Annotated in this window: 27 protein-coding genes; 6 read left to right on the top strand and 21 right to left on the bottom strand. The window is 37.3% G+C overall.

The window, feature by feature from the left end; genetic code table 11:
• Positions 1–10 precede the first annotated feature (10 nt).
• Both ACI3K6_RS06445 and ACI3K6_RS06440 read right to left on the bottom strand, forming a co-directional pair.
• Positions 11–979: a SepM family pheromone-processing serine protease gene (locus ACI3K6_RS06445; RefSeq protein ID WP_435554174.1), complete on the bottom strand. Its 969-nt coding sequence runs from the start codon at positions 977–979 to the stop codon at positions 11–13.
• A 62-nt stretch (positions 980–1,041) separates the two neighbouring features.
• Entirely contained in the window at positions 1,042–1,827 is a 786-nt protein-coding gene (locus ACI3K6_RS06440; RefSeq protein WP_435554173.1) for a patatin-like phospholipase family protein, read from the bottom strand.
• A 219-nt stretch (positions 1,828–2,046) separates the two neighbouring features.
• On the opposite strand from ACI3K6_RS06440, the gene ylbJ reads away from it, so the two are divergent.
• The gene (gene ylbJ, locus ACI3K6_RS06435; RefSeq protein ID WP_435554172.1) at positions 2,047–3,273 is read left to right on the top strand and encodes a sporulation integral membrane protein YlbJ; all 1,227 of its coding nucleotides are present in this window, start codon (positions 2,047–2,049) and stop codon (positions 3,271–3,273) included.
• Between the two features lie 22 nt (positions 3,274–3,295).
• On the opposite strand, the gene coaD is transcribed toward ylbJ, so the two are convergent.
• The 7 genes from coaD to ACI3K6_RS06400 form a co-directional block, all read right to left on the bottom strand.
• A complete protein-coding gene (gene coaD, locus ACI3K6_RS06430) occupies positions 3,296–3,781 on the bottom strand; it encodes a pantetheine-phosphate adenylyltransferase (RefSeq protein WP_335475518.1) in 486 nt (161 codons plus the stop codon).
• 2 nt (positions 3,782–3,783) lie between these two features.
• Positions 3,784–4,353, bottom strand: coding sequence for a 16S rRNA (guanine(966)-N(2))-methyltransferase RsmD (gene rsmD / locus ACI3K6_RS06425; protein ID WP_435554171.1), 570 nt, complete (start codon positions 4,351–4,353; stop codon positions 3,784–3,786).
• A 400-nt stretch (positions 4,354–4,753) separates the two neighbouring features.
• Entirely contained in the window at positions 4,754–5,029 is a 276-nt protein-coding gene (locus ACI3K6_RS06420) for a YlbG family protein (RefSeq protein WP_335475538.1), read from the bottom strand.
• Positions 5,030–5,133: 104 nt separating this feature from the next.
• Entirely contained in the window at positions 5,134–5,571 is a 438-nt protein-coding gene (locus tag ACI3K6_RS06415) for a YlbF/YmcA family competence regulator (protein ID WP_435554170.1), read from the bottom strand.
• A 58-nt stretch (positions 5,572–5,629) separates the two neighbouring features.
• Positions 5,630–6,055, bottom strand: a complete 426-nt coding sequence (locus ACI3K6_RS06410) for a hypothetical protein (RefSeq protein WP_435554169.1) — start codon at positions 6,053–6,055, stop codon at positions 5,630–5,632.
• 90 nt (positions 6,056–6,145) lie between these two features.
• On the bottom strand, positions 6,146–6,385 hold the full coding sequence (locus ACI3K6_RS06405; protein WP_335477275.1) for a YlbE-like family protein: 240 nt from the start codon (positions 6,383–6,385) through the stop codon (positions 6,146–6,148).
• 16 nt (positions 6,386–6,401) lie between these two features.
• The gene (locus tag ACI3K6_RS06400; RefSeq protein ID WP_435554168.1) at positions 6,402–6,806 is read right to left on the bottom strand and encodes a YlbD family protein; all 405 of its coding nucleotides are present in this window, start codon (positions 6,804–6,806) and stop codon (positions 6,402–6,404) included.
• Between the two features lie 145 nt (positions 6,807–6,951).
• Between ACI3K6_RS06400 and ACI3K6_RS06395 the strand changes: the two genes are divergently transcribed.
• Together ACI3K6_RS06395 and ACI3K6_RS06390 are read left to right on the top strand one after the other, a co-directional pair.
• Positions 6,952–7,434: a PaaI family thioesterase gene (locus ACI3K6_RS06395; RefSeq protein WP_335477277.1), complete on the top strand. Its 483-nt coding sequence runs from the start codon at positions 6,952–6,954 to the stop codon at positions 7,432–7,434.
• 19 nt (positions 7,435–7,453) lie between these two features.
• On the top strand, positions 7,454–7,813 hold the full coding sequence (locus tag ACI3K6_RS06390) for a hypothetical protein (RefSeq protein WP_435554167.1): 360 nt from the start codon (positions 7,454–7,456) through the stop codon (positions 7,811–7,813).
• A 35-nt stretch (positions 7,814–7,848) separates the two neighbouring features.
• On the opposite strand, the gene ACI3K6_RS06385 is transcribed toward ACI3K6_RS06390, so the two are convergent.
• Positions 7,849–8,922: a CAP domain-containing protein gene (locus tag ACI3K6_RS06385; RefSeq protein WP_435554166.1), complete on the bottom strand. Its 1,074-nt coding sequence runs from the start codon at positions 8,920–8,922 to the stop codon at positions 7,849–7,851.
• Between the two features lie 174 nt (positions 8,923–9,096).
• Positions 9,097–9,531, bottom strand: coding sequence for a CBS domain-containing protein (locus tag ACI3K6_RS06380; RefSeq protein WP_435554165.1), 435 nt, complete (start codon positions 9,529–9,531; stop codon positions 9,097–9,099).
• 176 nt (positions 9,532–9,707) lie between these two features.
• On the opposite strand from ACI3K6_RS06380, the gene ACI3K6_RS06375 reads away from it, so the two are divergent.
• Entirely contained in the window at positions 9,708–10,067 is a 360-nt protein-coding gene (locus tag ACI3K6_RS06375; protein ID WP_435554164.1) for a YugN family protein, read from the top strand.
• Positions 10,068–10,109: 42 nt separating this feature from the next.
• Here ACI3K6_RS06375 and ACI3K6_RS06370 read toward each other — a convergent pair whose 3' ends face one another.
• The 7 genes from ACI3K6_RS06370 to cyoE all read right to left on the bottom strand — a co-directional run bounded on the left by ACI3K6_RS06370 (position 10,110) and on the right by cyoE (position 17,002).
• Positions 10,110–10,574 carry a DUF420 domain-containing protein gene (locus ACI3K6_RS06370; protein WP_335477282.1) on the bottom strand — a complete coding sequence of 155 codons (465 nt, stop codon included), beginning with the start codon at positions 10,572–10,574 and terminating at the stop codon, positions 10,110–10,112.
• Positions 10,575–10,926: 352 nt separating this feature from the next.
• Positions 10,927–11,832 carry a cytochrome c oxidase assembly factor CtaG gene (gene ctaG, locus ACI3K6_RS06365; protein WP_335477283.1) on the bottom strand — a complete coding sequence of 302 codons (906 nt, stop codon included), beginning with the start codon at positions 11,830–11,832 and terminating at the stop codon, positions 10,927–10,929.
• 141 nt (positions 11,833–11,973) lie between these two features.
• Positions 11,974–12,309 (bottom strand): cytochrome c oxidase subunit IVB, encoded by a 336-nt coding sequence (gene ctaF / locus ACI3K6_RS06360; RefSeq protein WP_335477284.1) that lies wholly within the window; start codon positions 12,307–12,309, stop codon positions 11,974–11,976.
• Positions 12,310–12,313: 4 nt separating this feature from the next.
• Positions 12,314–12,946, bottom strand: a complete 633-nt coding sequence (locus ACI3K6_RS06355) for a cytochrome (ubi)quinol oxidase subunit III (protein WP_335477285.1) — start codon at positions 12,944–12,946, stop codon at positions 12,314–12,316.
• Positions 12,946–14,817, bottom strand: coding sequence for a cytochrome c oxidase subunit I (gene ctaD, locus ACI3K6_RS06350; protein WP_435554163.1), 1,872 nt, complete (start codon positions 14,815–14,817; stop codon positions 12,946–12,948). Before ctaD ends, ACI3K6_RS06355 begins: the two co-directional genes overlap by 1 nt.
• Positions 14,818–14,851: 34 nt before the next feature.
• Positions 14,852–15,907: a cytochrome c oxidase subunit II gene (gene coxB, locus ACI3K6_RS06345; protein ID WP_435554162.1), complete on the bottom strand. Its 1,056-nt coding sequence runs from the start codon at positions 15,905–15,907 to the stop codon at positions 14,852–14,854.
• Between the two features lie 177 nt (positions 15,908–16,084).
• Positions 16,085–17,002 (bottom strand): heme o synthase, encoded by a 918-nt coding sequence (gene cyoE, locus ACI3K6_RS06340; RefSeq protein WP_435554161.1) that lies wholly within the window; start codon positions 17,000–17,002, stop codon positions 16,085–16,087.
• 559 nt (positions 17,003–17,561) lie between these two features.
• On the opposite strand from cyoE, the gene ACI3K6_RS06335 reads away from it, so the two are divergent.
• Positions 17,562–18,470: a COX15/CtaA family protein gene (locus ACI3K6_RS06335; protein WP_435554160.1), complete on the top strand. Its 909-nt coding sequence runs from the start codon at positions 17,562–17,564 to the stop codon at positions 18,468–18,470.
• 38 nt (positions 18,471–18,508) lie between these two features.
• On the opposite strand, the gene pyc is transcribed toward ACI3K6_RS06335, so the two are convergent.
• From pyc to ACI3K6_RS06320, 3 genes are all read right to left on the bottom strand, one after another.
• Positions 18,509–21,952, bottom strand: a complete 3,444-nt coding sequence (gene pyc, locus ACI3K6_RS06330) for a pyruvate carboxylase (protein WP_335477290.1) — start codon at positions 21,950–21,952, stop codon at positions 18,509–18,511.
• Positions 21,953–22,012: 60 nt separating this feature from the next.
• The gene (locus tag ACI3K6_RS06325; protein ID WP_335477291.1) at positions 22,013–23,215 is read right to left on the bottom strand and encodes an FtsW/RodA/SpoVE family cell cycle protein; all 1,203 of its coding nucleotides are present in this window, start codon (positions 23,213–23,215) and stop codon (positions 22,013–22,015) included.
• Positions 23,216–23,409: 194 nt separating this feature from the next.
• Entirely contained in the window at positions 23,410–23,691 is a 282-nt protein-coding gene (locus ACI3K6_RS06320) for an Fpa/YlaN family protein (protein WP_435554159.1), read from the bottom strand.
• 169 nt (positions 23,692–23,860) lie between these two features.
• On the opposite strand from ACI3K6_RS06320, the gene ACI3K6_RS06315 reads away from it, so the two are divergent.
• Positions 23,861–24,358 (top strand): peptidyl-prolyl cis-trans isomerase, encoded by a 498-nt coding sequence (locus ACI3K6_RS06315; RefSeq protein WP_335477293.1) that lies wholly within the window; start codon positions 23,861–23,863, stop codon positions 24,356–24,358.
• The last annotated feature ends 26 nt before the right edge of the window (positions 24,359–24,384 follow it).

Genomic DNA, 24,384 nt, shown 5'->3' with positions numbered 1-24,384 from the left:
GCCTTTCGGCCTAGCTGCTTTTCTTTTCCGGTAACTGTTTCAGGTATTTTACAGGATCATCAAAGGTATCAACAGGAATGATTTTCATCTTTGTGTTAATATCCTTTGCTGTTTTAACAGCGGCCTTATAGTTGGAATTCTTTGCTCCCTTTTCATTTGGAGCGAAAAAGATTTCAGCCCCAGCTTTGTCCGCCGCCACAATTTTTTGTTCTATTCCACCAATAGGTCCCACATTACCCTCAGCATCAATGGTACCCGTACCAGCAATTTGGTAACCTTTCGTAAGATCGTCTTTTGTTAATTGATTATAGATTTCCAATGAAAACATTAAACCGGCAGATGGACCGCCAATATCAGCTGTATTCACCTTTACCTTTGGTTTGACCTCAATTTCTTTGTCATCAACTAAAGAAATTCCAATTCCTACTTTTTTAGGATCATCCTTAAATGCCTTTAATTGGAGAGGAACGGTTTTTTCCACCTTTTTTCTCATAAAGGTTAATGTAATGGTATCTCCAGCGTGCTTTTGGCTAACAAAGTCGATAAATTCCTTTGATGAAGGAAATGAATGTCCATCGACTTTAAAAATACGATCCCCTGGCTCTAATCTTCCTGCTGCAGGCATATCCTGAAGTACCTGCATGACATAGATTCCCTTATAATTGTATTTTACAGGTAGGCCCGCCTTACGATAGGCTACCTCAATGGCATTTTGTTTGGACCCAGCCATTAGATGTAGCTGCCGCAAATCATATTCTTCTTCTGTTTCTTTCTTATCCAATATCATGTCCACAGGGTAAATTTCTTCATATTTTTTGACCTTTGCTTCTAGATATGAAAAAATATTGGCTCTGCCCATGCGCACTGTCGTTAACATGAAATTGCCTTTATCTTTATACCCGTTTTCAACTTTAATAATAGGGGCCAGTTCCTTAGCCATACCTGGTTTTGAAACAAAATAAGGTAATGGATAATTCATTCCTCCAATTAGTACGATAATAAGTAAACTTAAAATACCTATAGATATTTTTTTGCGCAACACTAATTTCTTCCCTTCCAGCGGCTAATTTCTAAATGAATCTGCTCGAGATGTTTTTTTGCTTCTTCTTCGCCTGATTTAATAATTTCATCAATATTTGTAAAAGCACGTGAACTATAGCTTTCAACGGGTGGACGAATCATTACATTCGCTGCAATTTCACTGTTTAACACGATTTCATTTTGCATAATATCAATACTCTGCATGATAACATCGTAGATCGAGGTAATTTCTGCATTCCTTTTAACTCGCGATACGTCCACTGCAATCACGATGTCGGCTCCCATCTCCTTTGCTACACTCACTGGAACCCGATCTGTCACTCCACCATCGACCAGGATTCTTCCATTGGATTTTACCGGAACGAAAATACCCGGAATGGAAATGCTAGCCCTTACTGCATCAGCAATGGGGCCCTTTCTGAAGATGACTTTTTCCCCAGTAATTAAATCTGTTGCGACAATTCCGATGGGGATCGATAAATCTTCTATATTTTTTCCATGGGTAAAGATTTGGATAAATTCCTTTACCTTTTTTCCCGCAATGAAGCCCATTTTGGGAATGGTAAAATCTAAAAAATACTTCCGCTTAAAGACAGTAGAGTATTTATATAGATTGTCAAAATCGATCCCGGCACCATAAAAACTTGCAACTAAAGCTCCCATACTGCTGCCGGCAATTAAATGAATGGGGATTCCAGATTCTTGTAATACTTTAATAACCCCTAGATGAGCAAACCCCCGTGCACCACCACTCCCCAGTGCCAAGCCAATTTTAGGTTGCTCCATACAATGTATCCTCCCATTATAATCTGATAAACACACAAAAAATGCATGATAAACTCATTCAATCTTATGGTCTAAATTTTCGTTCTATGAGTATATTTGATTTATATATGAGGACAAGTAATTGGATGGTAAAAGACTTATTATTACCATTTTATCATTCAGGTTCCCGTCTAAACAATTCTGGCGTATTCACCTCTATTAAGGAGGAGACTTGATCAAATGTTTCAATCAAAGCTCAAAACCATCTTTTTATCGGTAATGGTTACAGCCCTTGCATTATCTCTCATCTCTTTTCCCCAGGAATCATTAGAAGGATCCGTTCGCGGTCTTAATATGTGGTGGAAAATCGTGTTCCCTTCCCTCTTACCTTTTTTCATTGTTTCAGAAATGCTCATTGGCTTCGGTGTAGTTAAATTCATTGGCGTATTACTTGAACCCCTTATGAGACCGCTGTTCAAGGTTCCGGGTGTCGGTGGGTTTGTATGGGCTATGGGGTTGGCTTCAGGATTTCCGGCTGGAGCTAAGTTTACGGCACGATTAAGGGAAGAAGGACAATTAACAAGAATTGAGGCAGAAAGACTCGTTTCCTTCACTAATTCATCTAATCCTCTATTTATTTTTGGTGCGGTTTCTGTTGGCTTTTTCCACAATGCTCAACTAGGATTCCTTTTGGCATTAGCCCATTATATGAGTAATATTTGTGTAGGGATCGTGATGCGGTTTTATGGAAGGGATCAATCTGTTAGATCCGATGAACGGCGTAAAAAGTTTCATTTTCGAGCAGCTTTGTCCGCTTTGCACCAAACCAGACTAAAGGACAACAGACCTATTGGGAAATTATTAGGTGATGCTGTCACTTCCTCCATCCAAACTCTATTGATGGTTGGCGGTTTTATCATTCTTTTTTCTGTCATCAATAAGCTACTTTACCACTTACATATTACTGATGCTTTAGGAAAGGTAATAGGAATTATTCTTTCTGCTATGTCATTCCCTGATATGTTAAGTGTTCCATTAATCTCGGGGATTTTTGAAATTACCTTGGGGAGCCAATTGACAAGCCTTGATCTTGATTCAACCTTATTACAAAAAGCGATCATCACGAGCTTCATTTTAGGATTTAGCGGATTAAGTGTCCAAGCTCAAGTGGCAAGTATTTTGGCACAAACCGATATCCGTTTTAAGCCATTCTTTTTTGGCAGAATCCTTCAAGGTTTTTTTGCCAGTGTGTTCACTCTGATCTTATGGAAGCCTGTATATCTCCGAATTCAAAACCATGAGCAGCCTTCCAACGCTCTCCCTGTATTCGGTGAGGGTGTATTATGGACGAATGATTTATTTAACAAAATAGTCGAAATCGGTCCGCAAATCACGATATTGACTCTTGCTTTTTATGTTATGATTCTTTTTTATCGAATTAACAAGCAGAATGTGAAAAAGAGCTAGGTAACCCCAAGCTCTTTTTCATTTATTCTCTTCCATATTTTTTGTGAAGTTCTGATTCTACGATTGGTGGAACCAGCCCAGAGATATTCCCGTTATATTTTGCCGCTTCTTTTACTATGCTTGAGCTCAGGAAGGAATATTGATTGTTCGTCATCATAAAAAACGTCTCAAGCTGATCATTTAAATAACGGTTCATTGAGGTAATTTGCATTTCATACTCAAAGTCAGATACAGCTCTTAAACCTCTAAGAATCGCTGTTGCATTCACACTTTTAGCATAATCAACAAGTAGTCCGGAAAATTGATCCACTTCGACGTTGGGCATTTCTTTGGTTACCTCTTTTATTAAAGTAATTCGTTCCTCCACTGTAAACAGTGGATTTTTTGCTGAATTATTTAGTACAACAACATTCACTTTATCAAATACTTTTGCCCCTCGACGAATGATGTCAAGGTGACCATATGTAATAGGATCAAAACTTCCCGGACAAACAGCGATACTTGCCAAACTTACTCCTCCTTATTCTCCAACGACTTTTGATAAATCGTAATACTAATTATTCCATAATTCTCATGTTTAACTTGAGAAAATCCACCAACCTTTTGAGGTAATGATACGTCAAAACTATGTTCACAGACAACTAATCCATTCCATTTAAGCAAATCCTGCTGACTCATTTTCTCCATAAGCGAAACGAGCTGCTGTTTTTTATAAGGAGGATCTAAAAAAAGCACATCAAATTGGATTTCACGTTTGATTAATGCTTTTAACGCTCTGTCAGCATCGTTTCGGTAAACTTCTGTTTTCTCTTCCATTCGACAGCTCTTTATATTTTCATGAATAACTTGAATGGCTTTGGGTTCGCGATCCACAAAAATCACTCTATCCAACCCTCTGCTAAGTCCTTCTAAACCTAAGCCCCCACTGCCTGCAAACAAATCCAGCCCAATTCCCCCATCAAAATAGGGACCTATCATATTAAATACTGCTTCTTTCACTTTATCTGTTGTTGGCCTGGTTGTATTTCCCGGTACCGCTTTTAGAGGTCTTCCCTTACAAATGCCTGAAACCACTCTCACGAATTAATCACCACATTTAGAAATATTTCATTATACATCCTACCATAATTATTGAAAACCAGACAAATCACATATCATTTTATTATTATTCAAAAAAATTATTTGAGGCGGAAATTTTTAAAATGACGTATAAGCTTGTTTGTTGTGGGGATAATGTTACTAACAACATCAATTCGAGGATGTTGTTGCCAACCGCGGAGAAGACTTACGTTTCCCCATAAGTTCTTCCTCCGGTTTCTCCTCTCCCTTTGCCTTCTATCCTGTTAAAGGATTTAGAAGGACCCTGCAGGTGACTGCAGGGTTTTTTTATTGAATATATTCTGTTCAATCAGGGTATAAGATCAACCCTATTCTTTAACATTAGCCTTTGAATAAAAAAACGAGGGTGAATCTCCCTCGTTTAGATGCCCATTTTATAGTCGTACTCTTTTGCTTTATCCGGTGCAGAATTCTCAAATTCCATTTTTAAGAATGGTTTATAGGAGGGTTCTACTCTTTTTACATACGAAAAGGATTTCAATTTTTCGATAATTTCTTCTACTTCGTCTTGATTACAATATAAAAATACATATTTTAATTTTTTGGAGACATAGTGTACATTCCCAAACCGTCTTAACATTTTCGCTTGTTTTAAGGAATATAGCCAAACAACTAATCCTTGTCTTTGAACAAACATCATTTTTTCCCCTTCGATTATACGTTCATTTTTAAATAAGTCTAGCATAGAAAAACCATCTATTTCAATTATATAGTAAAAAAAATCAGCTTTCAGCTGATTTTTCATCCGCAGCCGCAACTCCCGCCGCTGCCGCAGCCGCTTCCATGGCCAGAGTCAAAAAATGGATTTCCAGTGGGAACTTTAATATTCTCAGAAACAGCCCCACCTATCATAAGACTGATTTCATCCAATAGACTTTGTAAATCCATCTCAGCCAATTTAAACTCCGCTACATCTGGGTCTAAATCCATTTCGCGTTTAAATTGACGAACCTCAATCATGACTCTTTTATAGTCAGGATGATATCTACCAAATCGTTGGGCTTCCTCATAAAGTTCCTTCGTCTTAACAAACTGATCTATTTTACGCTGTGCTTCAGAGCTGCGTTTTAATTTATTTAAGCAGGTTCGATAGTGCTGGACGATATCAGACTCTAAGACCATTTTACCAATCGCTTCTGCAAATTCTACTAATTCTACACTTTCTGTTGTTGCAAGCACTCATGCCCACCTCCAAAGTCATTTTACCATGAATACTTTAAGAAAGCGAAAATTTCCGTTACTTAGGGATATTTACCATAAACTCCTTAGCAAGCCCCACAGGTTGATTTTCTAAAGAATAGATTTCTAACTTAATTTGGTGGCTCCCAGCTGGTAATCTTTTTATAATAAAGGCTGCACTTTTGACTTCTAAATACTTTTTACCATCGATCCAAACAACCATTTTAACATTTTTTTGCCCAAGATTATCATCTTCCCTAAAACTGATGCCAGTAAGAATAGTTTCTACAAATACTTGGTTTCCCTTTGTTTCATGTTTTACATTTAAAGTTGGCAGTTCGGTTGAAACAAGCTTAAAGACGGATCGTGTTTCTACTTCTTTATTTTTTGCCACAATTGTGTCATTTCTGATGACTTGTTCCTGTGATACCATGATGATTCCTGTTAACAGCATTACGAAGCCTATTAGGATTTTTTTGTTCACCAGTAACCACTCCTTATAGGAGTAGTGTTCGCTCCCAGATTGTATTTTAATCTGATGCAAAAATAAAAAGGCACCAAATTTTGTGCCTTGTCAGCTTTGATTTTTCATAGCCTGGAACATGGAATACATCATAGATGCCATTTGTACACCATTAGTAAACTTATCTACCTGGTCAGGAATAGTCTTTTTATAAAATTGTAATGATGCCGCTTCAAATGCCTGTAAATCGTATGGATTTCTGGACAATTTTCGATACCAAAGCGGTTGTTCCCGGACGAATTGACTTAAATCTTTTTGTCGTTTAATATACTCTAATACTTCACTTCTCAATTTGTTTCACCATCCATTAGTCCTGTCTAAACGAAAATGGGTGCTTCGGACCCTCCGATGGCTTAGCAGGTCCTGCTCCAGTATTATTACCTTGAAATTGTGAAAGCAAACCTTGAATCGCTCCTAAGGCCTGACTAAGGTTCGTAATATGGCCCTGCATTTGATTGGGATCCATTTTCTTTACCATTCCCATAATATTAGACATAAGATCGCTTTTCTTTTCCGATTGATCCGAATGATCCTCTTCGGTTTCTTCCCCGACTTTTTCCCATCTTGGATCATCTTCGCCTAATAAATACCAATCCTCATAAAGTTCCTGCCAGTTGGAATTTCCTTTTCTTACTTCTTGAATGAGCTTTGGATTATTTTTAACAAACTCTTTAAATTTAAGAACGGATGGGTGTAATTTTTTTTGTGTCACTTTTATCACCTCTGCCCAAAATCATCCCGTTAATAAAGTATGCAATGAAAAGAAAATGGTGAGGAGTGTTGTATGTCAATTGATTTATTTATCCTGTACTACATGGTAAGATGTGAACAGAAAAAGTAAAGAAAGAGGTTAAGTCATGAAAGATAAACTAAAACAGCTTTTGAATACCTGCATTGAACAAGGGTCTGAAACGGATCTGGAAATTCTTCATTCCTTATTGCAAGGTGTTCAGAATAAAATTACACAAAACAGAACTACTTATATTGGGAACATCCTGCATATGGAACCGAAGGTGAATGAAAATTCACTTGAAATTAAGATTCCAATCACTCCTTTAATCCATAATAACTTACAAATCGTCCATGGAGGCATTACAGCAACTGTTTTGGACACAGCAATGGGCTTTTTCGCTAATTATTCTCTCCCGGAAGGACAAGGTGCTGTGACAAATCAGCTTAATATTCATTATATTGCGCCAGGTATTGGCGATTACCTAATCTGTAAAGCGGAAATGATTCATAGGGGGACTAAAACGATGGTCATCTCTGGAGAAGCCTTCCGCAGTGATGGAAAAAAGATTGCCTACGCAACCGGTACTTTCTTTATCATCGAGAAATAAGGGCAAGGAGCTGGCGGTAATGGTGACAGCCATTATAATCCCAATCGTTTTAATTTATTTTTATTGGTTAACCAAAAAAGAAATGAAGGAGCACGACGCTAAATGGCTAGCAACTGCTGAGGTGCCTCATGAGGCGATTGTGAAAGGAAAAATACTAAATGTTAGGGAAGAGAAACAGCGGTATTATTATCATCGATATATATTAGTACAAATCCTCCAACTTCAAACAAATGCTAAAACAATAACAGCAAAAAAAACTTCGCCGATTCATAAAAATATGAAGAAGGATGTTTTTAACCCTGGTGACGTGATTCTACTTTATGGAAGCTGGACAAATCATCATTTTTTATTTAGTGATTTTAGGATTGAGCATCAGTAAAAAAGGTGACAGACATTCTGCCACCTTTACTTCTTTTACGGTTTCTGAATAAAGTTTTGCGTATAATACTTTTGAAAAACTCCGACCCCCAGATGAGTAAAGTCCTTATTTAATAACGACTCTCGGTGACTTTTACTATTTAACCACCCCTCGACGACAGCCGGTCCATCGGTATAGTTAGCTGCTATATTTTCTCCAGCTGACTGATATTCGACTTCAGCCTTGTTTAGTCGATCTGTTAAGCCCCCAAATTTTTTAGAGATATGCGAGAAATCATTATTTTCAGCCATATCTTTACTATGGTTGTAGGCAACTTCAGCAGTAGCGTCATCCCATTTTAACGTTTTTACACTATATCTTTTTCTCAATACATTCGTGATATCAAAAATTTCCTGCTGAGCGCCAGTTTCAATGGTTTTCCACATCTCCTCACTCGGCGCCGCAGTATCCAGTAAATCCCCGCGATAAACAAGCTCATATGGACGTTGTTTAATAATCGTCTCCGCATCCAAAAAACGAACACTAGATAGATTTCCAGTGAACTTATCGATATAAAGCTGTGCATAAACATCTCCTAATTGGATCAGAGGTCTTAAATTTAAATCAGTGTCATTTAATTCAAAACGATAGGAGTTGCCATTTAAATCAATTTTAATATTTGTATCAAAGAAGGCAGTATTAAAAATTTCCTCCATTGGCTGTCCTATTTCAAATGGTGTTACATCTAAACTTTCTCCTAAAACAAAGATGGTTACAATCCTATTATTTTGAACCCCAACTTGCAGATAATGTTGGTCATTCTGATTATAAATATACCATTGATAACCGTATAGCGTTTCATCTATTCTCTGTGGTGCCCCATAATCTTGTTCTAATTGTGTTATATCTTTCCCTATTAATAGGGACAAACCTTCCTTTGGTTTATCCAAACCTATTTTTTCATTTTGATTATTTTCTGGGGCAGAAGTCTTAGTATTATCCATTTCTGATGTATGGTCTTCCTTGATTAATACTTTTTCTGGATTTTTATCATTTGTCCCAAGGTAAAAACCAATGGTAAGAAACACAGCTGAAAGAACCATTATTCTTAAAAGTGTTCGCAGCGCCAACACCCTTTCTATTCCGTCTATATTTTACTATCAAGTTAAAAGTATTATATCATTTATAAAAAATATTAATAGCTGTTATCTAACATGCCTAAAAACTTAATGAAAACCAAAGAAAAACAGGCACTCTAGGGCACCTGCTGACAAAATTGAATTTACTTGATGTCATTAATTAGTTTAATGCTGTACACCATTATAGTTTTGTTCCGATATTTGAGTAAGGGCTTCTTTTGCCTGATCATCAGTCAATTCACGGACAGCAAAGTCACCAAGAGACACAATCCCAATTAGTTTATCGCCCTCAACAACCGGCAAACGACGAATTTGATGCTTAGCCATTAATTGAACTGCTTCTCTAGAGGATGAATCCGGAGAAATAGTAATCATCTCATGGCTCATGATCTCCTCCACTTTCGATGAAGCCGGGTGTTTTTCAGCCACACATCTAATTACAATATCACGGTCAGTAATCATTCCTACTAACTTCTCGTTATCCACAATTGGAATGGCTCCGACATTTAACTCTTTCATTTTCACAGCAACCTCATAAATATTATCTAATAACGTACAACATTCAATTTCATCAGTCATAATATCACGTATTTTTTCCATAGTTTCACCTCATTGAATTTTTTTCACATATCTTAACATTTCCAAAAGAGTTTATTTTATTCAGCGAATGTATTCATTGCAAGTTCAAACAATTTCATCTATTATTAAAATGAATTAAAGTTGCTATATAGCCAAAAAATGAACTTAGGGGTAAAGGCTTTAGGAGGGATTTTAACATGAGATTTGAAAACACGGGAATTGAAAAGCTTAAAGCAGATTTAAACAGAATTGATGATGTAATGGAAAACTTCGGCCTGGTACGTGCAGGTCAATGGGATTACGAACGTGTTACATATGACCGTAAATTTGAATTACGAGAAGGCGTATTCTACCTTCGTGTTCAGGGATATGCAATTGAAGGTGATGTCGATACCTTTAAAGCAACAGTCCAATTAATGAAACCGCTGTTAGGAAAGCATTATTACCCTCATGGCGTTGAATACGGTGAAGGAGAAAACTTCCCGGCTTCACTAGTAAATCAATGCAATAAACTTCTAGAACAAATTAATCATGACATAAGTCAGTTTGCACTATAGAATAAAAATCGGCGCATGGATGATTCCATGCGCCTTTTCTGTCTAAAATCCAAGTATAGCCTTAATCAATGAGGTCGTTTCCCCGCCTCGATAAAACACATATAGTAGTAGATACACTACCACACCTGTTGGCGCTGTAAAAAACCAAACAATACTGGTAATGGGTCCTAGTTTTCTATGAATGTTCAATTTGTCTTTATATCCTGAATAAAGTGACACAATTCCCAAAACTGCCCCAACCGTAGCTAATGTGATATGAAAGATTAAAAAAATAGTATAATAAATTTTAATACTTTCAGGCCCGCCAAACGAGGTATTTCCGATAAAAAGTGTCCTCGAAGCATAAATAATAAAGAAAATAAGAGCAAATACTGCAGCCACTAACATCGTTTTTTTATGTGCATCAATCTTTCTTTGCTTGATTTGCCACCAGCCAATTGCAACAGTTAGAGCACTTAAAATAATGAATGATGTGCTAATCGTTGGTAATACCGGTAAAGAATTCATCCAAATATCCTCTCTTTTCGTATATTCTACCATTAATAGTAGTGTAAAATTTCCTGTTTTTCAAATATAAGGCTCTGTTAAACTTGTCTGTTGATTTTCGCTCAAGGTGCTTCGCTTTCCGTGGGCGTTTCGGCGAGCCTCCTCGGCGCTTGCGCCTGCGGGGTCTCTCCAGAACCGTACTCCCACAGGACATTGATTTTCTTTCCTGGAATTCGCCCACGCACGAAGGAAATGCGTTAGCATTTTCGAGGAGTCTTCGCACCTTCCGATACAATCAACAGAGTGTAAAAAATCTACACTTTTCTCTAACACAACCAAATATAAAAGAAAATAATCTCCCAAAAGCGGGAGATTATTTAATCAGAGAAGGATTTAAGGGCTGTTGCCTTTCTTTCTCAGAATCAGCCTGATCCTTTTGATACCATTCAAAGAAAACACGGAACAAAAATACACCGTAAATAATCTCTTGCAGCACCTTCATCAGTACACCGCCAAGCTGTTGATCATGAATTAACGACATAGAACTGAATAACTCTGGCCCGCTCAAATTTAAACTATTGAAATTAGCGGTTCCAACACATAGACTCATAACATTTCCCCAAACTGAGGGATCAGAATAGGTAGCATAAAGTGGTGTGTCAGCAAAAATAATTAATGCACAAGCAGGAGTTAAAAGGATGCCATCAGCAAATATATAGCCAACTTTTTTTAAACCATTTAGAGTTTGCTGCTCAGGCAATTGGTTGGTTAAAGGCCACCACATAAATATTGCCACTAGAAATAACAAAATGGAATACCCTGCATGCAGCCAAATATTTTGCATCACATGATCAAAAATAATGGGTACATGATAAAACGAAAATAGTCCATTGAAAACAATTAACGCGATTAATGGCTTTGTACAAAGGCCAAAAACCCTAGAAACAATAGGAAAATTGAGAACTTTTCTCCAAACCCATGTTGGGACACCCAAAATAAATAATGGCGGTACAAGCAAAACTAGAGCAGCCATTTGCATCATATGGACATAAAACATGAGATGGGCCATTATATCTAAGGGTGAACCTTTGATGGCATATAAAAGGATAATCGATATGACAAATAATGACCCTTGTTTTACAGTTAATGGTTCACTATCTGAAATCTTTCCTCTGTATTTAGTCGTCAACAGAAAATATCCAATTGTAAAGAGTATTAATAGTAACAAAAAATAAGGGCTCCATAGTGCTTTAAAACCAAAAATGTCCAAAGTAAGCACTGCTTATCACCTCGATATCAATAAAAACCATTACCTATATTATATCCTTGCCCAAAGACTAACGCAAAAGATGAACCTTTATATTGACTATTGGCCTAAAAAAGAAAATCGGCTAATAACGCCGATTTTCTATAATATGAATTACCACCAAATGATCGTCATAAACGTGAGAACTGTAACTAAGCCGATAAATAAACCGGAAAATAAGAATAGTGATGGTGCCTCGTGTCCTTTATGGCTCATATGCATGAAATAGTAAAGCTGAAAAATCACTTGAACAAAAGCCAAAAGAACAATAAACGGAACTGTAAACCAAGCTGTAAATCCTTTTAGGGCTACTGCAGCAAAGGCGATAAGAGTAAAGAAAATCATGATTGTAAAGGAAACAACCTGATATCTCATTTCTTCAGCACTTTTTCGGCGGCGGTATTCAATATCAACACGTGGATTTCCTGAATTTACTTGTGGATTTGCCATTTGTTTATCCCACCATTCCCATAAGATATACAACTGTAAAGATAAATACCCAAACTACGTCGATAAAGTGCCAATAAAGGCTCGCTACATAGAACTTTGGTGCATTATAAAGACTTAAACCACGTTTGCTATTGCGAATCATTAATGTCAAAATCCAAGCCAGCCCAAAGGTTACGTGTGCACCGTGGAAGCCAACTAGTGTATAGAAGGCTGAACCAAACGCGCTGCTGGTGAAGGTATGATGAAACTCATGCACATAATGGTTAAACTCATATACTTCAAGCCCCAAGAACCCTGCACCTAATAAAACCGTCAAACCAAGCCAAAGCATCATCTTTCTAAAATTAAAGTTTTTCATATGATACATTGCATATACACTGGTTAACGAACTTGTTAATAGCAGCATAGTTGCTACGAATGTTAGTGGAAGCTCAAACAAATCTTTTGCTAAATGTGCTTCTCCAGGGTTTGGTACCTTATCCTTAAGTGCTAGATAGGTGGCAAAAAGAGAGGCAAAAAGAACAGTCTCTCCTCCTAAGAATAACCAAAAACCAAGGAATTTATTTTTCGCATCAAGGGTCGATTTTTCAGGCTCTGCAGGCCATGTTTCATAGGTTAATTTTTCTTCGACATGCATTATGCCTTAACCCCCTTATCTTCGTCATCCATTAATTCTTCTTTATGAATATGGAATCCATGATCATCTTTAACCGAACGTGCAAACATTGCAGCAAAAGTTACGAGTAAACCAATAATCATAACAGGTAATGCCCAAGCCTTGTCATCAACATGGTATAAGGCACCGAATGCGGCAATGAATAAACCTAGTGACATAACAAATGGCAAGAAGGAAGAATTTGGCATATGGATATCTCCCAGCGGTTCAGCAGGGGTCATGCCCGTTTTACCTTCTATTTTCTCTAACCAGTACGCATCTAAGCCACGAACAAGTGGAAGTTGCTTGAAGTTGTAGAAAGGTGGAGGTGATGGGATAGACCACTCAAGTGTTCTTCCATCTCCCCATGGGTCATTGCCAACTTTCTCATTTTTAACAGAAGTTATGATGATGTTTATTACCAGTATGATGACACCAACACCCATAAATGCTGCACCGACAGAACTGATCATGTTAGCTGTGTCAAAACCTTGCCCTGGTAAGTAGGTAAATACACGACGTGGCATTCCCCATAATCCAAGGAAGTGCTGGATAAAGAAAGTTAAATGGAAACCGATAAAGAATAACCAGAAAGTTATTTTACCCATTGCCTCATTTAACATAGTACCAAACATTTTTGGCCAGTACAGGTGAGTGGCAGCCAATATGGCAAATACAACTCCACCTACAATAACATAGTGGAAGTGGGCAACAACGAAATAACTATCATGATATTGATAATCCGCTGCCGCTGAAGCTAGCATTACCCCCGTTACCCCACCGATTACGAATGATGGAATAAACGCAAATGCGTAATACATTGGAGTAGTGAATTTCACACTACCTCCCCACATCGTTAACAGCCAGTTAAAAATTTTGATACCTGTTGGGACACCAATTGCCATCGTTGCAACCGCAAATATTGCGTTAGCAACAGGACCTAAACCAGTTGTAAACATATGGTGAGCCCAAACCATGAAACCTAAGAAACCAATTAATACGGTAGCAAATACCATTGATGAATATCCAAACAAACGTTTTCTTGAGAAAATCGAGAAAATTTCCGAGAAAATACCAAACGCTGGAAGAATAAGAATGTAAACCTCTGGGTGACCGAAAATCCAGAATAAGTGTTCCCAAATTACTGTGTTACCACCCATTGAAACTTCAAAGAAATTTGCTCCAAATAAACGATCAAACATCATTAACACTAAACCAACTGTTAATGGAGGGAATGCAAATAGAATTAATGCTGAAGCTACAAATGTTGTCCATGTAAATAACGGCATTCTCATATACGTCATACCAGGTGCACGCATATTAATGATTGTTACAAGGAAGTTAATACCTCCTATTAGTGTCCCAAGACCAGAAATCTGTAAACCAAGAACATAAAAATCGATTCCATGGCCTTTAGAATGAACAGCCAATGAAGCATAAGATGTCCATCCCGCATCTGGAGCGCCTCCCAAGAACCAGGAAAGATTTAAGAATACTCCACCAAAGAAAAATAACCAAAATCCTAGTGCATTGACAAATGGAAAGGCAACGTCCCGAGCTCCGATTTGTAACGGCATAACCGCGTTCATAAATGCGAATAAAAGCGGCATTGCAGCAAGAAAAATCATGGTTGTTCCGTGCATGGTTATAATTTCATTAAATGCACCGGCACTGACAAAATCATTATTAGGTACTGCAAGCTGGATTCGAATAAAAACGGCTTCTAATCCTCCGACTACGAAGAAAAATCCACCTGCAATTAGATATAGGATGGCGATTTTTTTATGGTCGACCGTTGTTAAATAGTCCCATAAAGTCGCCCCAAACCCCTTTTTTTGAGCATAGGTACTCACTTTTTTACCTCCCTTTTTACCAATTCCCCTTTTATTACTGAACCTTTAAGCCCATTAAATACTCTGCCAGGGCATCCAGTTGTTTTTCATCCATTTTTGGATATTTACCAGTCATTTCATTACCTGGCTTATACGTTTCAGGATTTCGGATCCAATTTTTCAGTTCTTCTTTATTATGTTCTAAAATACCTGCAACACGTGAACGGTCACCAAAATTTGTCAAGTTTGGTGCCAATCTTGCTGTATCCGGCATTGAATTACCAGGTGTTACAGCATGACAGCCAATACAACTTTTATTAAAAATCGCTTGCCCTTCAGCAGCTAAGTCAGAACCGGCTTTTTGTGCTTTTTTCACACTCTGCATAGATTTAACCCAAGAATTAAACTGATCTCGGTTCATGGCCTTAACTTTAAAGTCCATTAAAGCATGAGAAGGACCACAAAGCTCAGCGCATTTACCATAGAACAGGTTCCCTGCTTCGTTAGCTCTTTTCGCATCAAACTTAAGCCAAAATTTGTTGATATTATCAGTATTTGTATCCATTTTTCCGCCTACAGCCGGAATCCAGAATGAGTGTTTAACGTCAACAGATTTAAGATTAAAATAAACTTTTTCATTTGTTGGTACAACTAACTCTTGGCTGGTTACAATTTTTTGCTTCGGATATTCAAAGTCCCACCAATATAAATGAGAACGAACATTTACCACAATTGCTTTTGAGTTTTTCTTATCCATATCTGAAACATCTGCAAGTTTGAATGTTGCAGCCACAGTTGGAACAGCAAGAATCAAGAGTAGAAGGATCGGTATAACAGTCCAAATAATTTCTAGTTTATGACTACCCTCAACTTGCTTCGGAATCCTGTCATCTTTTCTTCTAAATCGAAAGAATACAATAACAAAGATAATCATTACGATAATGATCACGCCAACCATAATGAGCGTACTAAGCTTCATTAAATCATATTGCATGTCTGCAACTTCACCGGCTGGCTTTAAAGTAGATAAAAATGGTTCGCCACATCCGGAGAGAATCAGCGCTAAAATCGCAAACAACGATATTAAACGCCATTTTGCAAGCCTTTTCATAATTTAATCAATCCCCTCTTTCGCATATGAGTTCTTAGATAATAATGATTGTTGATCAAAGAAGTATGTAATTGATTCTTCCCATCAAACCTAGGTGCGGCCGGTGTTCGTGAACACTGACCGCATCCCTAATAATTTTATGTTTGAAGTATATTGGTAAAGAATCGTCCAATAAGACTAAATTAATGTAACAAAAACCATTGCCACAAAAATTATCGTTAAATATTGGATGGAGTAAACAAACATGAGTTTTGCCCACTTAATGTCATCTTTGATCTTATATCCATAAATCCCTAATGCCAGCCACCCTATATTCAGAAGCATTGCTAGAATTAGAAATGGGATTCCTAATTTAATAAGTAAAAATGGAATGGGCAACAATGCCACTAACCAAAGAAGAATGTGAACTTTGGTTGTTTTAAACCCCTTTACTACAGGCAGCATTGGTATTTTTGCAGCGCGGTATTCATTCACTCGTCTCATAGCGAGAGCATAGAAATGTGGTGGTTGCCAAATAAACATGAGAAGAAATAACGACCATGCCATGATATCCAGGTTGGCATCAACCGCAGCCCAGCCGATTAACGGAGGCACAGCACCAGAAATACTCCCGATAATGGTATTCGAGACTAGTTGACGTTTTGACCATAGCGTATACAATACGACATAACTAAAAACTCCAAGCAGTCCAATTACTGTTGCAGTTATGGTAGTAAAGAATAATAACAATGTTCCCAGTCCAACCAGTAAAATACCTAATGCTAGAACCTTGGCCGGAACAATTTTTCCGGTAACCGTTGGTCTTGTTTTCGTCCTGTCCATCAAATGATCAATATCACGATCGACATAATTATTAATAGCGCATGACCCTGCAATTATTAATGAGGAACCAGCAACTGTAAAAAAGACGATATCTAAATTATTTAGAAAACTTTGTCCTGTAAAATGAAGGGCGAGCCACAACCCTGTAAATGTTGTTATAAGATTGGAGTTAACAATTCCAATTTTTATAAGGGCCATTAAATCTTTCCATGCAGACGTTTTTTCCGCAGAAGCCTCCATGCCAGTGCCAATGGCAGCCTTTGAGTTAGACATTTACCTTCTCCTCCGATCCTTTGTCCCTAATATTCACAATTAGGCTCAACAATACAAAAATTGTTTCAATATATTCGCAGCTATGATTAGTAGCACTAAATAGCCAATAAACACTTTGATTTTTAAAACACTTTCTCTGTATATTAAATCACACTTTAAGTAGTTTTTGTGAACTTTTTTTGAATAATTTTTGAACATTTTATGACCCGTAATAATTTATCATTATTATACTCCATTTTATGTAAAACACGTTATTTAAATATATGTATAAATCAATTTTATCTAGCGAAATTCTATTAAATCAAGAATTTTCTAATTTAAAAAAATATTTCACCCTAATTTTTATGTTTTCCACTATAATAATAGTAATAAATAAACATTATGATTTCATCTATTTCTTTCGCTGAAAATGTTTCCAGAAATTAAACCGAAATTCTGTTCTTTTTCTTAGGAATTAGATATGATGAATAAGATACTTTGAATCTTTCTACTTTATCTCATTATACTGTCAAGATTTTTTTTTGACAAATTATTGAACTTTGTAAGAGGTGAATTTTTTTTGCGACGTTCTTTAAAGTGGCTGGCTGTAGCCACTACAATTGGAATGATACTTATTTTACTCGGCGGAGCTTTAGTGACAAAAACAAATTCCGGTATGGGCTGCGGCAGATCATGGCCACTGTGCAACGGACAATTTCTACCCACAGATATAACAATAGAATTAGTGATAGAGTTAGCTCACCGTCTTGTTTCCGGTGTGGTAGGCTTTCTAGTATTAATTCTTTCGATTTGGTCTTGGAAGGAGATTGGCCATATAAGAGAGACGAAATTTCTTTCTTTTATTTCCCTTTTCTTTCTAATCCTACAAGGGTTAATTGGTGCTGCTGCAGTAGTTTGGGGACAATCTGGATTTGTTCTGGCCTTGCACTTTGGAATCTCACTTATTTCATTTGCAGCTGTTTTTTTACTTACTTTACTTATTTTTGAGATTGATAAAAAATTCGACGCTGAAAAGCTTATCATTGACAAGAGAATGGGATTTCATATCATCGGAGTATCCATATACAGTTATTTAGTAATCTATACCGGCGCATTAGTTCGCCATACTAAATCAAGTCTTGTTTGTCGTGATTGGCCTCTTTGTTTAAATGACGGACCCATACTTCCTTCCAATATGTATGAATGGGTGCAAATGGGGCATCGTGCTGCGGCTGGATTCATTTTTATATGGATTGGGTATATAACGTATCTATCGATTCGCCATTATAAGCATCAAAGGGTTTTATACTGGGGATGGATCATTTCCTTTATTCTCGTCTGTCTGCAAGTTACTGCGGGAGCCTTCATCATCATAACTAGATTAAACCTTTATGTTGCACTTATGCATGCATTTTTTATCACTTGTTTATTTGGAGTTCTTAGTTATTTTCTTCTTTTATATTCAAGATCAAGAAAATATCACCCATAAAAAAAGTTGCCGGTAAAAGTAACCGGCAACTTTTTTTATTAGTCTCTACTTAGTTCAATTAATAAATCACCAGTTTGGATAGCATCGCCGCTTCTTACATAGATATCTTTAACCACGCCTGAAAAAGGTGCTTGAACTGTCGTTTCCATTTTCATGGCTTCGGTAATCATTAAATGATCGCCACGCTCCACTTTTTCTCCTTTTTCTACTAGTGTCTTAATAACTGTTCCTGGCATAGAAGCACCAATTTGCTGTTCATTTTTTGGATCAGCTTTCAGTCTGGAAGCAACTGTTGATTTGATACTTTCATCTTTAATGACCACTTCACGAGGTTGACCATTGAGTTCAAAGTAAACCACTCTTGTACCATCCGCCTGTGGCTGACTAATTGAAACAAGTTTAACAATTAGTGTTTTTCCTGTTTCAATTTCTACTTCCACTTCTTCTCCTAAACGCAAGCCATAAAGGAAAGTAGGAGTATCTAATACGGAAACTTTTCCAAATTGCTCAACCGTCTTGGTATAATCCATAAATACTTTTGGATATAAAGCATATGAAATAATTTCAAAATCGGTAACTTGTCTGCCAAGAACTTCAAAAAGCTCTTCTTTCAGTTTTTCAAAGTCTATCGGCTCAAGTAATTCACCTGGTCTTACCTCAAGCGGCTTTTTCCCTTTTAAGATGACTCGTTGTAGTTCTTCAGGAAATCCGCCATATGGCTGTCCAAGATATCCTTCAAATAATTCAACAACTGAATCAGGGAAATCAAGCGATTGACCTTTTAATAGCACATCTTCCTCGGTTAAATCATTTTGTACCATAAAGAGAGCCATATCGCCAACTACTTTTGAGGATGGAGTAACCTTGACAATATCGCCAAACATTTGATTTACCCTTGCATACATATTTTTGACTTCTTCCCAATGTTCTCCCAAACCAACTGCTTTCGCCTGTTGCTGAAGATTGCTGTACTGACCGCCAGGCATTTCATGTTCATATACTTCGGAATGAGGTGACATCATTCCGGACTCAAAATCTTGATAATATTTACGAACATCTTCCCAATAGTAGGACAGTTTTTCTAGTGATTGAATATCAACATTTGGTTTTCTTTCTGACCCTTCAAGGGCATAGTAGAGTGAATTGGCACTTGGTTGGGAAGTCAATCCAGCCATTGTACTTAAGGCAACATCAACAATATCAACACCACCATCAATGGCACGGGCATACGTATAAATCCCATTTCCACTCGTATCATGGGTATGAAGATGGATCGGAATATCAACTGTTTCTTTTAATTCGGAAATTAAACGATAAGCTGCTTCCGGCTTTAATAGGCCTGCCATATCTTTAATAGCTAAAATATGCGCACCTTGCTGTTCCAATTCCTTGGCAAGTTCTTTATAGTAATTGAGATTATATTTTGTCCTTGTCAAATCAAGAATATCGCCTGTATAACAGATAGCCGCTTCGGCAATCTTTCCAGTTTGTCTGACTGCATCAATGGCCGTTTCCATTCCTTTTACCCAGTTTAAACTATCAAAAATCCGGAATACATCAATTCCGGCCAATGCGGATTGTTGAACGAATTCTCTTATTAAGTTGTCTGGATAATTTTTATAGCCAACGGCATTTGCTCCCCTGAACAACATTTGGAACAGGACATTAGGTATTTTTTCTCTTAGTGTTAAAAGCCGATCCCACGGATCCTCTTTAAGGAAACGATAAGCGACATCAAAAGTGGCACCTCCCCACATTTCATATGAGAATAAATCAGGTAAAAGTTTGGCTGTCGGCTCCGCTATATGCGCAATATCAGTCGTTCTCATTCGCGTAGCCAGTAATGATTGATGAGCATCTCTGAAGGTAGTATCGGTTAAAAGCACCTGTTTTTGGTTCTTAACCCAATTAACCAGCCCATCAGGTCCATTCTGATCTAAGATTTGTTTAGTCCCTTCTTGATAAGTTGCATGTACTGGCAAAGACGGTATTCTTGGCTTAGAAAAAACTGGACGTTTTTTCTTCTCGATACCTGGGAATCCATTCACCGTAATGTTTCCAATGTAAGATAACATTTTCGTTCCTCTATCCTTACGAACAGGGAAGATGAACAACTCCGGTGTTGTATCAATAAAAGAAGTATCGTACTCACCGTTTAGGAATTTTTCATGTTTTACGACATTTTCTAAAAAGGGAATATTCGTTTTTATTCCTCTGATTCTAAACTCTTGTAAATTTCTCACCATTTTGGAGGCAGCTTGTTCAAATGTTAATGCCCATGTAGTGAGCTTAACAAGTAAAGAATCATAATAAGGAGTAATGACCGCCCCCATAAAACTGTTTCCTGTATCAAGGCGTACCCCAAAGCCTCCTCCTGAACGATATGCCATAATTTTCCCAGTATCCGGCATAAAGTTATTAAGCGGATCTTCTGTTGTTACCCTGGATTGAATCGCAAATCCATTAAGCTGAATTTTTTCTTGTGACGGGATGCCAACAATTGGTCCGTGCAACTCATGACCCTCAGAAACAAAAATTTGTGTTTGGACGATGTCAATCCCGGTTACCATTTCGGTAACGGTATGTTCAACCTGTACTCGGGGATTTACCTCAATAAAATAAAAATCATTCCCAGAAACTAAAAACTCCACTGTGCCAGCATTGAGATAACTAACATTTTTCATCAATTTTACTGCTGCATCGCAGATACTCTTTCGGAGTTCCGCTGATATAGAAACACTTGGAGCAACCTCTACAACTTTTTGGTGACGGCGTTGCACAGAACAATCACGGTCATAAAGGTGCACGATATTTCCATGTTTATCACCAATAATTTGGACCTCGATATGTTTTGGATTTTCAATTAATTTTTCGACATACACTTCATCATTTCCAAAAGCAGCCTTTGCCTCCGATTTAGCTCTTTCAAACGCTTCGGCTAATTCTTCATGACTTCTGACAATTCTCATTCCCCGGCCGCCGCCACCTAGAGAAGCTTTAATAATGACTGGAAATGCATTTACTTCAGTAAATTCTAATACATCATTTAAGCTGTTAACAGGACCATCACTGCCCGGGATGACGGGAATACCAGCCAAAACTGCTTGATGTCGGGCTTTTACTTTATCACCAAACATATCCAGATGTTTAGATTCCGGGCCGATAAAGATAATGCCCTCTTCTTCACAACGTTTTGCAAAATGAATATTCTCTGATAAAAATCCATATCCTGGATGAATCGCATCGGCACCGCTTTTAATAGCGATGGCAATAATCCCGTCGATATCCAAATAGGCATCGATTGGCTTTTTTCCTTCACCAACTAAATATGCTTCATCCGCTTTATAGCGATGGTAGGATCCTGAATCCTCTTTTGAGTAGATCGCAACAGTTCGAATATTCAGTTCAGTACAGGCACGAAAAACCCTGATTGCGATTTCTCCTCTGTTAGCAACTAAAATTTTATTAATCTGCCTAGCCAATGTGAAAACACCTCAACTTCTATGTATTTTTAAAACGCGAAGGAAACCCTCGCGTTTCGTTTAAATATAGTATACTTTACCGTCACTACTTTGTTGTTTTTTATTTGTTTCATTTTTGTGTTTATATTTTTTTTCATATTTAACAAACATCGAAACATTTACTAGTATACCTGTTGCTGCAGCGAGTGACAAAAGGGAGGAACCACCATAACTAATGAAAGGAAGCGGCACACCGGTCAATGGCATAATTCCTGATACACCTGCTAAATTGATGAAGGTTTGAATTCCAATCATACTGGATATCCCAATCGCAAGGAGGCTTCCAAATGGGTCTTTACATTGTAAACCAATATATATTCCCCTTAGAACTATATAAGTTAATAGAATAATAACAAAGCCAACGCCCCAAACACCTAATTCTTCAGCAATAACAGCCATGATAAAATCTGTATGAGATTCCGGCAAATAGCCAAGCTTTTGAATACTTTTTCCCAGTCCCAACCCATTAACTCCTCCGGAACCAATGGCAATATAGGAGTTCGCCAGATGAAAACCTGCATCGTTTACATATTTTTCATCAAAAGGATTTCCTAATACTTCAAAACGACTCATTCTCTTTTCTGAGAGAATGTGATCCTTCATGACTAAAGCCAACGGAAGGATCATAATCAGAATGGACAAAACCAATTTTAAGATATTTTTAAAACTCATGCCTGAACAGAAAATAACAGTAGCTGCGATAAAGATGATAATACTTGCAGTACCAAAATCAGGTTGAAGAATAATTAAAAAGCAAACGATAAACAGGTATACTAATGGCGGCAGTACACCGGTATTAAATTGATTAATATAATTCTGCTTCTTAGCATAAACTGCAGCGAGGTAAATGATAACTGCCAGTTTCACAAATTCTGACGGCTGAAATTTAAATGACCCAAACGAATACCAACTTTGGGCACCACCAGCAATCGACCCAAAGACAAACAAGCCAAATAGAGCTAGAAATGATACAAGTACTATGGATATTAGTACCTTTTTAAACTCCATAATTTTATACGGAATAATCGCCATAAATATGAAAATAACAGCAAACATAAGTAACCATAATTTTTGCTTTTGGTAAAAGAAGTCACTTGACACACCATATCGCTGTACCGCTGATGCCATACTGGCACTGTATATCATCACTAAACCAAAAGCGCATAAAAGAATAATGGCAATGATTAAGGAATAATCATAGGATTTCAAGATTTTTTTAATCATGTAATGCGTCCTCATTTTCAAAATTAATTTATTACGATTCTATTATAATAGAAAATGGTTGTATTGACTTGTTGAAATGTAAAATTGTTATATCAATTTAATATAGAAAATTTTGAAAGTTAGAACGAAAAAAGGACCCTATCCTATAATAAAAAACCCAAACAATACAAAATATTGTTTGAGTTCTTCTAATATTATTTTCTTATGGATGCATCGTGAAGCGCAGACAATTCTCTTTCTAATTGATCTAAAATCGCTTTCCCATCCTTACTATCTATTAAGCCTAATCGTACAGCAAAGTCTATTTCTCTAGATAGGCCAAACATCTGTGTATCCAACACCTCTTCATAAAGAGGACATTGAGGCATCGTGAGATTGTCCATTTGCACTTTGATAAGCTTTAATATTTTTTCAGCGTCAGCCTGTAATAAGGCATAGGCTTTTTCATGGTGATTCACGATCATTTCAGACGCCAACATTGATCCCCCCATTTCAGAGCGATTATTCAACTTATCTATAAATTTTACCGTTAACCACCGAAAAATGCAAGAACAATAAGCTTATTATCATGGCAATTTAAGTTTTATGACTTTCTTTCAGAAAAAAGCTATACTAATGATTGTGAGACATAAGGGGGTATGCAAAATGGAAAATATCATTATGATTCGAGGAAAAGTAACCTTTCAGATCACGTTAGATCCTGGTACTTGGATTTTTGATGATCGTAAACTTGATTTAACAACCTATTTTACCGAGGAAAAAAAGTCAGCAAATGAACTTGAGGAATACACAAAAGCTGTTTCAAAGCACTGGGACCGCGAAATTATGGAAGGAGCCATTTTCCCGCCAACACTAAAGACTGAAAAAAAATTTGAAAAAGTAAAATTGTTGACGGGAACATTTGGGATGCCCTTAAAGCCTTTTTTACATAATGCCCAGCCTAACGCCGACGCAACGGTTTTGGTCATCCACACGAAATCGGGTGACACGGAGATGCCTTTAACACAAGGTATTGAGGTCATTTGCGGGTTCTCTCTAAACGGTAAGCCCCTTAACGAAGACGGTCCTGTTCATGCTTACTTTGGTGATGGTTCTAATAAGGATAATCCTATTAAAAATGTAATTGGTTTCTCTTTAAAATAGACGGGGGCCATTTTGGCGCCCGTTTT

This window comes from Neobacillus solisequens (assembly GCF_051233465.1).
Taxonomy (GTDB): Bacteria; Bacillota; Bacilli; order Bacillales; family Cytobacillaceae; genus Neobacillus.
The sequence above is the reverse complement of the archived record's forward strand: the minus strand, read 5'-3'. Positions and strand labels throughout refer to the sequence as shown.

Bases quoted from the DNA above. Each gene is read 5' to 3' on its own strand.
- ACI3K6_RS06445 (WP_435554174.1), bottom strand. From the start codon at position 979: ATGAATTATCCATTACCTTATTTTGTTTCAAAACCAGGTATGGCTAAG.
- ACI3K6_RS06440 (WP_435554173.1), bottom strand. From the start codon at position 1,827: ATGGAGCAACCTAAAATTGGCTTGGCACTGGGGAGTGGTGGTGCACGG.
- ylbJ (WP_435554172.1), top strand. From the start codon at position 2,047: ATGTTTCAATCAAAGCTCAAAACCATCTTTTTATCGGTAATGGTTACA.
- ACI3K6_RS06420 (WP_335475538.1), bottom strand. From the start codon at position 5,029: ATGTTTGTTCAAAGACAAGGATTAGTTGTTTGGCTATATTCCTTAAAA.
- ACI3K6_RS06395 (WP_335477277.1), top strand. From the start codon at position 6,952: ATGAAAGATAAACTAAAACAGCTTTTGAATACCTGCATTGAACAAGGG.
- ACI3K6_RS06390 (WP_435554167.1), top strand. From the start codon at position 7,454: ATGGTGACAGCCATTATAATCCCAATCGTTTTAATTTATTTTTATTGG.
- ACI3K6_RS06380 (WP_435554165.1), bottom strand. From the start codon at position 9,531: ATGGAAAAAATACGTGATATTATGACTGATGAAATTGAATGTTGTACG.
- ACI3K6_RS06375 (WP_435554164.1), top strand. From the start codon at position 9,708: ATGAGATTTGAAAACACGGGAATTGAAAAGCTTAAAGCAGATTTAAAC.
- ACI3K6_RS06370 (WP_335477282.1), bottom strand. From the start codon at position 10,574: ATGAATTCTTTACCGGTATTACCAACGATTAGCACATCATTCATTATT.
- ctaF (WP_335477284.1), bottom strand. From the start codon at position 12,309: ATGGCAAATCCACAAGTAAATTCAGGAAATCCACGTGTTGATATTGAA.
- ACI3K6_RS06355 (WP_335477285.1), bottom strand. From the start codon at position 12,946: ATGCATGTCGAAGAAAAATTAACCTATGAAACATGGCCTGCAGAGCCT.
- coxB (WP_435554162.1), bottom strand. From the start codon at position 15,907: ATGAAAAGGCTTGCAAAATGGCGTTTAATATCGTTGTTTGCGATTTTA.
- cyoE (WP_435554161.1), bottom strand. From the start codon at position 17,002: ATGTCTAACTCAAAGGCTGCCATTGGCACTGGCATGGAGGCTTCTGCG.
- ACI3K6_RS06325 (WP_335477291.1), bottom strand. From the start codon at position 23,215: ATGATTAAAAAAATCTTGAAATCCTATGATTATTCCTTAATCATTGCC.
- ACI3K6_RS06315 (WP_335477293.1), top strand. From the start codon at position 23,861: ATGGAAAATATCATTATGATTCGAGGAAAAGTAACCTTTCAGATCACG.